We start from the raw sequence: 12576 nt of genomic DNA, 5'->3' as shown, positions 1-12576 counted from the left end.
TTTCTTACAGGCGTTTCTATTCAGCAAACCTTATAATTTGGATCATTAAGCCATATTTTTGAGTGTAAGTTTTTTTAACTATACCTGTAATGTGGGGAATTAGGAAAGAGGGGGTGTAGATATTTTTCCCCGTATAATTTTAGTGGGAAAGTATTTCTACAGTTTTTTTGTTTTGAATTAACAAACCCTGTTACTTAACTTAATCTTAATATTGGAAAGCTAAATTTGCGCTCAATTGTTATGAGAAAAAAACTACTTTGCTTGCTTTTATGGGTACCTTATTTTGGGTTTGCGCAAACACCATCAACCGCATTACTGGGAACAAAAACGTTATATATACCAAAACAAACCAAGTTTACGCCGGTACCTAACGGCTATAAGGCTGTTTACATCAATTTTGTAGGCAGGCATGGGGCAAGGCATTTAACCAAGGATGTTAAACTTTCTTATGCCTATGCTGTTATCTCAAAAGCCGATAGTTTAAATGTGTTAACCACAGCAGGAAAAACTTTAAAGCAGCTCATTTTAAACCTGGGCAAAGAAGAAGAAAACCATGTGGCTTCTATTTCCCAAAGCGGTGCAAACGAGTTAAAGGGAATAGCTGAGCGGATGTTTACAAACCAGAAAAATGTTTTTACTTCGGGTAACCAGGTTTTGGTTTCGACCACTAAAAAAGGACGTACTAAAGAGAGTGCAGAGGCATTTCTGGCCGGACTTAAAGCCAAATCGGCCCCGTTAAGCCAGAACATCACTTTTAATTATGCCGATGATGACCACCTGCGTTTTTACGATTTTTCTAAAACCTACGATGAGTTTAAAGAAAATGGCAACTGGAAAATTGCCTATCAAAAACTCGCCAGGGCTAAAAAACTAAATGATATTGCCAGCCGTTTTGCTCAAAAATTCTTAAAACCTAATTACCTGGCAAAATTAAGCCAAACCGATAAAATTAATTTTTTAGAAGATGTTTATGGTTTTTATACCATCCTGAATGCCGTAAGTGCCGAAATTAAAGCCGTTGGTTTAACCAAAAAAGACCTCAACTTCAAAGCCTATTTTACCCCGGCCGATTTAGCCGCATTAAATACTTTGGGCAATGCCGAAGATTTTTTAAAGAAAGCCCCGGGTTTAAACAGTAATGGCATTCAGGTAAGGGTAGCAGCACCTTTACTGGCCGATTTTATCAATACGACTGATGCTTATCTAAAAAACAAGCCTGTAATAGCCGACCTGCGTTTTGCCCATGCTGAAACCATTGCACCTTTTGCCGCCCTAATGGGGGTACATGGCGCAGCCGAAGCCACCAATAATATTTTAACTTTTGAGCAGGTTTGGAAAGCCGAAAATATAATCCCGTTTAGTGCCAACATCCAGTGGATTGTTTATCAAAACCAGTCAGGAGGAGACCATTTAGTGAAGTTTTTATTGAACGAAAAAGAAGTTGCCATTAATGGTTTAAGCACCAAAACCTTTCCATATTACAGCTGGACAGCGGTAAGAAACCATTATATCAAACGGTTGAAGGCCTTAAACTTAGGTCTTCAGGATAATATGCACGAATATTTACTCAAGTTAAAATAATCGTAATCAGGTTGCAAATTCCTTAATGAAATCACCATAAAAAATTAACATAAACTTAATCTGTTTAGGTGTTAGTGTTAAAGTTCGGAGAGTTCCTTTGCGGGTAAATAAAACCCTGTATGAAGAAACTCTTACTAACACTTTTTAATGTGATTTTATGCCTCGTTGCACTTGCCCAGAACAATGGTACCGTGCGGGGAATTGTAACCGATAAAGATTCAAAAGAAACATTAATAGGCGCTACCGTAACGCTAAAAAATGAAAAGAAAACCTTTAAACTTGCCGTAAGCACCGGCCTCGACGGGAGTTATGTTTTTAAAAATGTTCCTGCCGGCAAATATGAGGTAGAAGCCAAGTTTGTAGCCTACAAGGATGAAGACAAAGATTTTGACCTTAAAGCCGGAGAAACTAAAATTATTTCGCTTCAGATCGAAAGCAAATCGAGCAGTCTGGATGAAGTGAAAATTTCTGGCAAATCTGATGAAGGAAGTGATTATAAATCGCGTTCCATTGAACGTAAATCCGATCAGGTATTAAATGCAGTATCGGCCAGGGCCATCGAAATTTCTCCCGATTTAACCATTGCCAATGTTACTCAAAGGGTTTCAGGCGTATCAATCGAAAGAAGCAACAACGGCGAAGGTCAGTATGCCATTATCCGCGGTATGGATAAACGTTATAACTATACTTTGGTTAATGGTGTAAAAATTCCAAGTCCGGATAATAAAAACCGTTATGTGCCACTGGATATCTTTCCTGCTGATATTGTGGATAGGATGGAGGTTTATAAATCTTTAACCCCAAATTTAGAAGGCGATGCCATTGGCGGCGGAATTAACCTGGTTTTAAAGGATGCCCCTGACCGTTTAACCATCCGTGCCAATGCGGCCGTTGGTTTGGCAGGTACTTTTGCCGTTAAAAACAACTTTACTGCTTTCGATCATGCGGGAAGTGCAGGTTTATCGCCACGCATTTCAAATGGAAGCAATTACACTGCTAATATTTCCGATTTCTCTAATGGTGGTTTTAATTACCAAACCAGGCATACACCTGTATCAACCGTGTTTGGATTTAGCATCGGTGGCCGCTCAGCCAATAAAAAATTCGGTGCATTGGCAGCGGCCAGCTATCAGAATACTTTCCGTGGTACCAGCACCATCTTTTACGATACCGATGTAGACAGGGATACAAACGAACCGGCATTAAAAAGCGTGCAGAGCAGAAGATATAGCATTCAGCAGGAACGTACCGGTTTACATACCAGGCTGGATTATAAATTTAATAAAGAAAATAAAATTGATCTTTATGCTTCGTACATGAACCTGGCGCAGAACGAATTCCGTTTCCAGAGCGATACTACCCTGAATTTAGGCCGTGTTGGCGTAGGAACCGGACGTGTAACCAATACCTACAGAAGCACCCGTACCGTACAGCAGATTTTTAGTGCCAATTTACATGGAGAGCATAAACTGGCCGATAAACTGGAAATGAACTGGTCTGCAGTATATGCAAAAGCAACAGCAAATCAGCCGAATCAGGCAATATTGACGATTGTAACCGGGCGGACAGCTATATTGGATGCTGCCGGAAATAAAATCGGTTCGGCACAAAATCCTGCTTTGTTTAATTCAACAGGTGCAGCACAATCGCACATCTGGGCAAAAAATGCAGATGAAGATAAAACCGGCTTCCTGAATTTTATTTATAAACCAAAAATCGGCGATACAAAGGTAGAATTTAGCGTTGGTGGAATGTACCGCGATAAAAGAAGAACCAGCAACTATGATGATTATTCGCTGAAATTATCAGGTAGTACCACGCAGGTTTACGATGGTAACATCAACAATAATACCTTTATGGTACAAACCGTTGGTGGTTCGCTCAATGATCCTTTAAACTATACTTTTAATGAAAAAATTGCCGCAGGTTATGCGCAGTTTAAATTTACCCTTGGCAAATTGCAAACATTGGGTGGTGTGCGTTACGAAAATACCCGGCAAGATTGGGTAACCTCGGCCAAAGGAGATCAAACCGTGGGTGCAATCGGTTCAAATAAGTACGCTGATTTATTACCAAGTTTAAACTTCAAATATGCACTTGGCGATAAACAAAATCTTCGTTTATCTTATTATTCCGCAATCAGTCGTCCTGGATTTTACGAATTAATTCCACATACAGGTGGCAATCCTGATGCCGATTATCAGGAATTGGGTAATCCTAAATTAAAGCGCATTACCTCTGATAACTATGATTTGAGATACGAATTTTTTCCAAAACAGTTAGATCAGTTATTGGTGGGGGTGTTTTATAAAGACATTAAAAACCCGATTGAGTATGCATTGGTCAACCAGGCTACGAGTATATTTTACACGGCAGGTAATTTCGGTAATGCTTCCAACTACGGCTTCGAAATGGATTTTACTAAATACATCAGCAAATTTGGTTTCCGTGCCAATTATACCTTCACCGATTCCAAAATTACCACACCAAAAACGGTCTTGTACAGAGATCCGGTAACAACCTCTTATACGCAGCGTACCGAAGAGCAAACGCGTCCTCTACAGGGCCAGTCTAAACATATTGGTAACTTATCATTATTGTTTAAAAATGCCGTTTCGGGTTTAGACGCACAGTTGGCAGCAGTATATACCGGCGCGAGGATTTATACCGTATCACCATTTCTGGATAACGATGTTTGGCAAAAAGGAACCGTTACTTTAGATCTTTCAGCAGAGCAAAAAATAACTAAAAGCTTCTCGGTTTACATTAAAATAAACAATTTGTTAAACACGCCGTCCGAACTGGAAATCAGAAGACCATATAAAATAACTACAGCAACAGTAAATCAGGATGTAGCCAGTCAAACCATCGGAGAAAATGTTTTTATCCGCAAAGATGAATATCAGCAATTCTATTTGTTAGGCCTACGCTATAAATTATAAGATCATGATCGCTTCACCACAAACAGATACAAAATTTAAACAGATGAAAAATATTTTAAAGTCGTTGTTTATTCTGGTTTTGGCCATTTTATTAAATGCATGCCATAAAGAGGAGGATTTGATCCTTTCTATGCCGGTAGTTCAGGCCGGTTCATTAATCAGTTCTGAAAACCTTGTTGGGAATGTTAAAGGGACTATGCAAGCCGGAAAAACCTATTATTTTGATAAAGACATTACCGTAAATGATGGCGATACTTTATTGATGCAAAGCGGAGTTACGCTCATCGCTGTGGGTGATGGTACTAAAGATAAAGCTCCTCAGCTTACTGTTCACGGTACGTTTATCAGTTTGGGCACTAAAGAAAAGCCGAATTATATTACCATTCAAAATGCAGCAACTTACCATACAGAAGCCAGTGCAGCAAAATATGATAATGTATTTAAAGGCTCGTGGGGTGGCATTCTGGCTAGTCCGGCGCCAGTTTCAGCAGCAAAGCCAAATCCTAAAGGTGGCGATGTGATTATCAAGTGGACGCACATCGAATTTGCAGGTGCGGCATCTTATGGTAACGACGCATCGATATACAAAGATGGTGATGCCCGTTATGCGATATATTTCGCCAACATCGAAAAGGATTTTATTTTAGAAGACAGCTGGATTTTTGGCAGTGCAGATGATGGAATCAGAACTGTTGGGGGTAAGATAGCAATCATGCGGAACACCTTCGAGCTTTGTGGAAAAGCAGGTGGGGAGTGTTTTAACATGAAAAGCGGAACGGTTGGCGATTTAGCTTATAACATGTTAATCGGTTCGGCAACCAATGCCCTTAAAGCATCAAACTCAGGGGCAACCACCATCCAGTGTAACGTAAATATGTACAATAATACCATGACCAATTGTGGATTCCGCCAAACCAAAACCGGCCGTGGCGGATCAATCAATTACGAACAGGGGGCAAGGGGTTTAATTTACAACAACCTCATTTCGAACTGCCGTTTTGGATTAAGAATTACCACTGATGCTGATCAGGTAAATATAAAATACAACAACCAATATTATTACGGAAGTACTTCCGGGATACTGGCCCAGTTTTTAGCCAGCGATGGTGTAGCAAAAAACCAATCAGCCGATGTTAAAAGTGCAACAGCAAAAGATAAAAATCCGTTATTTTTTAATTACAATGCCGATCAGTACGATTATACCGCAAACCCGGGTCCGATAACCGCGTCGTTAATGCCGGCATATATTACTACGGTTGGCACGGCTAACTTCAGCTTACAGGCAAACTCACCAGGGCACAATAAAGCCAAAACAGATTTTACGCCGATGGCAGTTGTAAAAACAACGGGTAATTTTGGGGCAATTATTACTCCTCCGGGAAATGATATCGGTGCTTTCCAAACCGATGGAAGTGGAAATCAGCATTAATACGATAAACTGAATACTTACTGGTCTTAGCGTTTTCTACTGGTCTTAGCGTCCCGCTAAGACCTTTGTTTTTTCAGGTTTTTTTATGTGTGTATTCCGTGGTTCGTGTCCTCACGAACCAGTAGCATTATTTTTTGCCCTTCCAACCGGTTCAATGCTTTACTTCCTGCTTCCCTGTATTCCGTGGTTCGTATCCTCACGAACCAGTAGCATTATTTTTTGCCCTTCCAACCGGTGCAATGCTTTACTTCCTGCTTCCCTGTATTCCGTGGTTCGTGTTCTCACGAACCAGTAGCATTATTTTTTGCCCTTCCAACCAGTGTAATGTTTTACTTCCTGCTTCCCCTTAATATTTACTTAAAATCAAATCGTCAATATTAATAATATCATAACACTTTCTGTTTATACTGCTAATAGTTATAAATCATTTTTGTAATAAAAGAATCAGAGGTTAAATAATATGAGATTGGTTTCATGCGTAGGTCTTTTAATGGTTATACCGGCAATTGCATTGCTTACCCATAGTAATGAGCCTCATGCTGCTACTGAAACACATCAACAGGATAAAGCCAGCGCTAATGTGCATGAAAAAGCCATGCATCCTGATTCTGTACTGCTTTCTAAAGTAAACCATTTACCTGCTCAAAAGCCACTGGATTTTACAGCGAAAAGGGCTGTTAAACCCAATCCCGAAATTACAGATAATAAATAAAAGCATTATCGCTTTACCAGAATATGAATAGAAGATCGTTATTAAAAGGTGGCCTGCTGGCTGGCTTAAGTGTTCCACTTGTGGGGCTAAAAGATGTAATGGCCGCTCCGGTTGGGGGGACCAAAAAAGTAAAAAACATCATCATGATGGTGAGCGACGGAATGAGTACAGGTACCTTAAATATGGCCGATCTTTATGCTAACCGCACCTATGGCAGAAGTAGTAAATGGTTGGGTTTATACCGCGATAATAAAGCCGTTCGCGCTTTAATGGATACAGCTTCGGCCAGCTCGATGGTTACCGATTCTGCAGCAGCAAGCTCATCATGGGGCGGTGGGATGCGGGTTAAAAATGGCTCGCTAAATGTAGGGATGAATGGCGAAAAACCTCAGCCTATCCTTCAGAAATTTAAAGAAAAAGGGAAGAAGGTAGGTTGCGTAACTACCGTTCCCATTACACATGCTACACCAGCGGGTTTTTGTGTAAATATTGATAACCGTGGCGGACAGGATATTATTGCAGAAATTTACCTCGGTTTAAAATTCGATGTAATGATGGGTGGTGGCAGCAAATATTTCGGAGAACACAGGACTGGTGGTAACCTGTTGCCGAAGTTTTTAACTCAGGGTTATAAAGTTGCCGAAAACAGGAATGAAATGCTGGCCTTAGATAAATCGAAACCAGTTTTAGGCCTTTTTGCAGAAGATGGACTACCTTATGAAGTAGACCGTATGCACGATGCCGGATTGCAGAAAACCGTACCAACGCTGGCTGAAATGACAATGAAAGCCATCGAGCTAATGAAAGACCATAAAGATGGTTTTGCCTTACAGGTTGAGGGTGGCAAGGTAGATTGGGCCGCGCATTCTAACGACTTGGGCGGATTGATTTTCGATCAGTTGGCTTTTGATGAGGCGGTTGGTAAAGTGATCGAATTTGCCGAAAAAGATGGCGAAACTTTGGTCATTATTACAACCGACCACGGAAATTCAAATCCGGGTTTGTTTTATGCAGATGAGGCCAACAAAAAGTTCGATAGCCTGCAACGTTTTAAGCATAGCAATACCTGGCTGCTTGCACAATTGAATCAATCGTTCAGTGAGCAGAAAATTAGGGAAATGATTAAAGAAAACCAGGGTATTGAAATGAAGGGTGAAGATATAAAATCGTTGTTAAGCCATTTCAAGGATATTGTTCCCGGTCAGCTGTATAACGAAGCCAACCTTCCTTTTTATGAGTATGGCAAAATTTTAGGTAAATATACCGACGTGCAATGGGCAGGTATGAACCATACAGGCGACTATGTTGAACTTACAATGTTCGGTCCTGGTTCGGAACAATTAAAACCTTTTGTTAAAAATTACGAACTGCACAACTTCATGTTAAAGGCCGCCGAAATGCCTGAACATTTTTTGGTATCTGTAGGGAAGTAGTTCAATAGTTTATTGGTTCAATAGTTCATTGGTCATTTGTTCAATGGTCAGATTGCTAATTGTCATTCTGAGGGATAATTAATTTTATAAAAATCAATATGAATGATAGAAGAATCTTCGCGCAATGATAAGCCGCTAAGTTCGTCATTGCGAGAAGGCTTTTTCAGCCGACGAAGCAATCTTTCTAACAATGATCGCTAGCAGGAAAGATTGCTTCGTCGTTCCTCCTCGCAATGACGACCTTTCTAAATCTATCAATGGTAGCTTATTGAAGGACTTGCCAAAACATCGAATCGTCGTGCTGTCAGAGGTAACATCTGACAGCATATTTTACCGACTCTTATTTTTAGGCTCTGGACTAAGGACTCAAGACTCCGAACTCAAAACTCCCGGCTCCAAACTATTTCTCCTCCCACCAGGTTAAAGGAAATTTAATCTCATCAACAGAACTGGCGATCATATCGGGTTTAAAAGCGTAATGGCCTAATGTATCTTTGCTCGAGATGCCAGAAAGTACCAGAATAGTTTTATAGCCCATTTGTACGCCACCCTGTATATCCGTTTCCATCGTATCGCCAATTACAGTTGTTTCGCTGGTTTCAAGGCCTAAAAATTTACGTGCCGAGCGCATCATTACGGGGCTCGGTTTGCCCGTTACAAATGCTTTTCTGCCGGTTGCTTCTTCAATCATCGCTGTAGTAGCGGCAATCCCCAAATTATTCCACCCTGGTTTTTTTGGTGAGGGGTCTCTGTTAGTGGTTATAAATTTGGCTCCGGCCAGAATCATATCTACTGCCCGCTGAACCATTTCGAGTGTAAAATTCCTTCCTTCGCCCAACACCACAAATTCAGGATCGGTATTTACCAGTGTAATGCCATGGTCGTGTAAACTGCTTAATAAACCACCTTCTCCCAATACATAAGCCGTACCATTGGGGCTTTGATCTGAAAGAAATTTTCCTGTAGCCATGGCGCTGGTGTACACATGTTTTTCTTCAACCTTTATCCCTAATCCTTTTAATTTACGTATAACTTCCAGAGCTGTTCTTTGACTGTTATTGGTCATAAAAGCGAAAGGGATGTCTTCGTCAATTAAGTTTTTTATGAATTTATCAGCACCAAATATCAGTTCCTCCCCGCTGTAAATCACCCCGTCCATATCTATTAATAATCCTTGTTTCATGTTTCTTGTAGATTTAATTTGTTTGTAAACAAATTTAATATTTTCTTGTTCAATCAACGTTAAGGAAGTGGTATAATAGTTTTGGTTGCCTATAATAATCTAAATATAAATGGGTACCATTTTCCGCCAGTAACGGGCACGGTGGGCATTGCTTTCCCAGGTATGAAACTGATTGGGAATACCTTTTTCCCATAGCAAACTACTGAAGTGCTGGTTTCCGTTCAGAAACGGATCTGTTTCGCCTACGGCCAAAATAATTTCCATATTTCTCACTTCTGAAAGCAATTTATCATCATTGAGGTTGGCCAGGTATTGTGCGGGCATATTAAAATATACCTTATCGTTATGAAATCCGTTTAACAGATCCCTAAAATCGCCTATATTATCTGTAAGATCATACCTTCCGCTGATGCCTACCGCTTTTCTAAATAACCAGGGATATTTCATAGCCAGATTAATGGCGTGGTAAGCACCCATGCTACAGCCAGCCGTTTCTACATAATTACCATCGTTTTTTTGATAAATCAGAGGCATTACTTCCTCTAAAAGATATTTTTCGTATTGCAGGTGCCGCTCAATTCTAACTGAAGGAAAAACATCGTCGTTATAAAAACTTTCGCCATCAATGCTATCCACACAAAAAACCTGGAGTTCGCCATTTTCGAGCTGATGACTGAGCGAAGCAATGATCCCCCAGTTTTCATAATCATAAAACCTGGCCATACGGGTAGGGAAAAAGAGGACTGCCCGTCCACTGTGCCCAAAAACCAGCAGCTCCATATCCCTTTGCAGGTTATGGCTGAACCATTTGTGGTATTCCCTGTTCATCTATAAAATATCTTGATGGAAAAATAGTGCTCAGATGTTACCGGGATATTAATTCACGGTAATGATTAACCTATTTTTTCTTTAACGGTTTCTGCCCATAACCGATAACCTTCCTCACTTAAATGCAGTCCGTCGTGATCGTAAAGTGCCGGATTAGGGTGACCTGATTTATCGAGCATTTTTTTAAATACATCAATAAACTTCCAGTTACCATTAAGTTTAATAATCTCGCTCTCTATCAAGTTGTTAGTGTATCTGAACTGATCTGCAATATGCCAGCGGTGAATACTCGGTTTCAAAGAAATAAAATAACAGGGGATTGTTCCAAACCTGAGGTTAACTTTAACCATCAACTGCTGGAAAAAGATAAAGATCTCCTCAGGGTTCCTGCCATCGCCAAGGTCATTATCGCCCGCATACACTACAAGTGCTTTTGGCTTATAACCGGTCATAATCCTCTCAAAAAACCAAACACAGGCTGCTAAGGTAGATCCTCCAAAACCCAGATTGGTTACTTTGGTAAAGTCGAAATCATCTTCAATACTATTCCATAAACGTATAGAAGAACTCCCGTAAAAAATAATCCCCGGATGCTCGCGGTCTAAACGGTATCTTTTTTCTAATTGTTTAACCTCTTCTTCGTACCAATACATATTGCTAAAGATAAAAAGATCTGCCTTTTATAGGAGTGGAGGATGTGTTAAGTTTGTGTAAAGTGGGGAGGGGTTGGTGAATGGGTTAATTGTTGAAATTGGTTAACTGAGCAAAAGCACCGAACTCTGAATTTCTAAATTGGTTAATCGGTTAATTGTTGTAAGTAGTTAACTGACTCCAAACTTCAAACGCCTAACTAAACAATAGTCTCGTCATCATTCCGACCGGAGCAACGCGGAGCGGTGAGAGCTTTGAAAGATGTTACCGAAAGATTAAAGATTTTTCTCCACCTTTACGCTACCGATGAAAAAGCCGGTGAGTTTCACTAATATTATTTTATAAGTTAACTACCTTAATGTTCTTAACTTCTTAATGGTCAGAATATTAATATCGGTTAGTTCACCCCAATCTCGAGATCCGATATTTTATTATTCGTATAATCGACTTGGAATTAAGACTCCGGACTAAACAACGCGTCCCATTTTCTTTAATATCCGGTAATGCGATTGCAGCGCCGATAAGAAAGTTGTATTCTCATGATAGGGCAGCCCGAATTCAAGAGCCGTTTGTTTTACAATCCCTGATATCCTCCCGTAATGCACATGGCAGATTTTAGGAAAAAGGTGATGTTCGATCTGTCGGTTTAAACCACCCAGAAAAAAGGCTGAAACAGGGCATTCTGTAGCAAAATTGGCCGTAGTACGCATCTGGTGCTCTGCCCAGGCTTCTTCCATATTGCCTTCGTTATTGGTTACCGGGAAAGTAGTGCCTTCCACTACGTGGGCCAGCTGGAAAACCAAACCCATTGTTAAGCCCTGGGCCATATGTAATATCACAAAACCAATTACAACCTGCCACCACAAAAGCGGCATCACCAGCATTGGCAATCCGATAAAAACAAAATAATATAAGAATTTATAGAAAAACAGGTTGAAATATTCAACTTTCGGGTGTTTACTCTGGTGAGCACCAACACTTTTTTGAAAAAACTTTTTATAATCCTTACGAAATACCCACGATAGCGAAGCCAGGCTATATAAGGGAAAAGCATACCATTGCTGAAAACGCTGGTGCGGTTTTAATTCATCCTCGCTACAAATGCGGATCAATCCGGGAGCCACTTCAATATCTTCATCGTGCCCTGGAATATTGGTATAAGTATGGTGCACCACATTGTGCGTTATGTTCCAAACGTACGGATTGGCGCCAACCATGTTAAACAAGAAACTGAAAAATGAATTGATCCGTTTAGAACTTGAAAAAGAGCCGTGAATGGCATCATGACAGATGTTAAACCCAATAAATGCACAGGTTGCGCCCAGCAAAATGGTTAAGCCTGTAAGAATGAGGGTATGTAACGGTAAAAGCAATATTATTAAATAGAGGGACAGAAATACCGTAAGGAAAAGGCAAGCCTTAAACCACATCAGTTTATTGGCATTGGTGCTTCTGTTGTTTTCTTTAAAGTCGTTGTTTACCCTGCGGCGCACCTCAGCGTAAAAGGAGTTTCCCGGCAAACACGGGAATTTTGCTTTTAATTTCATGATCTTGTACTCTTATCTACCCCATGTACAAGGTCGATACTCCAAGTTCATTAAGCTTTTTTGTTTCTAAGGGCAATTCGCCCTGCTTCTAATACAAACGTAAACCAGCTTGTTTTAGTTTTCTACGAAGGTAATAACTTTAGTTATTGATTTACCTACAACAAACGTTAAATAAAAGCTCTGTTTAGTTAAAAAATGTTTCATTGTGGTAAAACCCTAATATGATGACAAACCTAGGGTAGGCGCTGCTGTTGAAAATATATGGCCGTA

Annotated in this window: 9 protein-coding genes; 5 read left to right on the top strand and 4 right to left on the bottom strand. The window is 40.2% G+C overall.

The window, feature by feature from the left end; all coding sequences use genetic code 11:
- Positions 1 to 240 precede the first annotated feature (240 nt).
- The 5 genes from ABD769_RS09070 to ABD769_RS09050 all read left to right on the top strand — a co-directional run bounded on the left by ABD769_RS09070 (position 241) and on the right by ABD769_RS09050 (position 8097).
- The gene (locus tag ABD769_RS09070) at positions 241 to 1581 is read left to right on the top strand and encodes a histidine-type phosphatase (protein ID WP_344851104.1); all 1341 of its coding nucleotides are present in this window, start codon (positions 241 to 243) and stop codon (positions 1579 to 1581) included.
- A 119-nt stretch (positions 1582 to 1700) separates the two neighbouring features.
- Positions 1701 to 4523, top strand: a complete 2823-nt coding sequence (locus ABD769_RS09065) for a TonB-dependent receptor (protein WP_344851103.1) — start codon at positions 1701 to 1703, stop codon at positions 4521 to 4523.
- Positions 4524 to 4566: 43 nt separating this feature from the next.
- Positions 4567 to 5952: a hypothetical protein gene (locus ABD769_RS09060; RefSeq protein ID WP_344851102.1), complete on the top strand. Its 1386-nt coding sequence runs from the start codon at positions 4567 to 4569 to the stop codon at positions 5950 to 5952.
- A gap of 460 nt (positions 5953 to 6412) precedes the next feature.
- The gene (locus tag ABD769_RS09055; protein ID WP_344851101.1) at positions 6413 to 6664 is read left to right on the top strand and encodes a hypothetical protein; all 252 of its coding nucleotides are present in this window, start codon (positions 6413 to 6415) and stop codon (positions 6662 to 6664) included.
- Between the two features lie 23 nt (positions 6665 to 6687).
- Positions 6688 to 8097 (top strand): alkaline phosphatase, encoded by a 1410-nt coding sequence (locus ABD769_RS09050; protein ID WP_344851100.1) that lies wholly within the window; start codon positions 6688 to 6690, stop codon positions 8095 to 8097.
- A gap of 400 nt (positions 8098 to 8497) precedes the next feature.
- Here ABD769_RS09050 and ABD769_RS09045 read toward each other — a convergent pair whose 3' ends face one another.
- From ABD769_RS09045 to ABD769_RS09030, 4 genes are all read right to left on the bottom strand, one after another.
- Entirely contained in the window at positions 8498 to 9280 is a 783-nt protein-coding gene (locus tag ABD769_RS09045) for an HAD-IIA family hydrolase (RefSeq protein WP_344851099.1), read from the bottom strand.
- 99 nt (positions 9281 to 9379) lie between these two features.
- On the bottom strand, positions 9380 to 10108 hold the full coding sequence (locus tag ABD769_RS09040; RefSeq protein ID WP_344851098.1) for an esterase family protein: 729 nt from the start codon (positions 10106 to 10108) through the stop codon (positions 9380 to 9382).
- 65 nt (positions 10109 to 10173) lie between these two features.
- A complete protein-coding gene (locus tag ABD769_RS09035) occupies positions 10174 to 10761 on the bottom strand; it encodes a GDSL-type esterase/lipase family protein (protein WP_344851096.1) in 588 nt (195 codons plus the stop codon).
- Between the two features lie 465 nt (positions 10762 to 11226).
- On the bottom strand, positions 11227 to 12306 hold the full coding sequence (locus ABD769_RS09030; protein ID WP_344851095.1) for a fatty acid desaturase family protein: 1080 nt from the start codon (positions 12304 to 12306) through the stop codon (positions 11227 to 11229).
- Positions 12307 to 12576 lie beyond the last annotated feature (270 nt).

Origin of the sequence: Pedobacter jeongneungensis (genome assembly GCF_039538295.1) — a bacterium.
Lineage (GTDB): Bacteria > Bacteroidota > Bacteroidia > Sphingobacteriales > Sphingobacteriaceae > Pedobacter > Pedobacter jeongneungensis.
This window is presented reverse-complemented; position numbering and strand designations above follow the sequence as displayed.

Excerpts from the sequence above, each read along its gene's own strand:
- ABD769_RS09040 (WP_344851098.1), bottom strand. The coding sequence starts at position 10,108 with ATGAACAGGGAATACCACAAATGGTTCAGCCATAACCTGCAAAGGGAT.
- ABD769_RS09030 (WP_344851095.1), bottom strand. The coding sequence starts at position 12,306 with ATGAAATTAAAAGCAAAATTCCCGTGTTTGCCGGGAAACTCCTTTTAC.
- ABD769_RS09055 (WP_344851101.1), top strand. The coding sequence starts at position 6,413 with ATGAGATTGGTTTCATGCGTAGGTCTTTTAATGGTTATACCGGCAATT.
- ABD769_RS09065 (WP_344851103.1), top strand. The coding sequence starts at position 1,701 with ATGAAGAAACTCTTACTAACACTTTTTAATGTGATTTTATGCCTCGTT.
- ABD769_RS09060 (WP_344851102.1), top strand. The coding sequence starts at position 4,567 with ATGAAAAATATTTTAAAGTCGTTGTTTATTCTGGTTTTGGCCATTTTA.
- ABD769_RS09035 (WP_344851096.1), bottom strand. The coding sequence starts at position 10,761 with ATGTATTGGTACGAAGAAGAGGTTAAACAATTAGAAAAAAGATACCGT.
- ABD769_RS09050 (WP_344851100.1), top strand. The coding sequence starts at position 6,688 with ATGAATAGAAGATCGTTATTAAAAGGTGGCCTGCTGGCTGGCTTAAGT.
- ABD769_RS09070 (WP_344851104.1), top strand. The coding sequence starts at position 241 with ATGAGAAAAAAACTACTTTGCTTGCTTTTATGGGTACCTTATTTTGGG.
- ABD769_RS09045 (WP_344851099.1), bottom strand. The coding sequence starts at position 9,280 with ATGAAACAAGGATTATTAATAGATATGGACGGGGTGATTTACAGCGGG.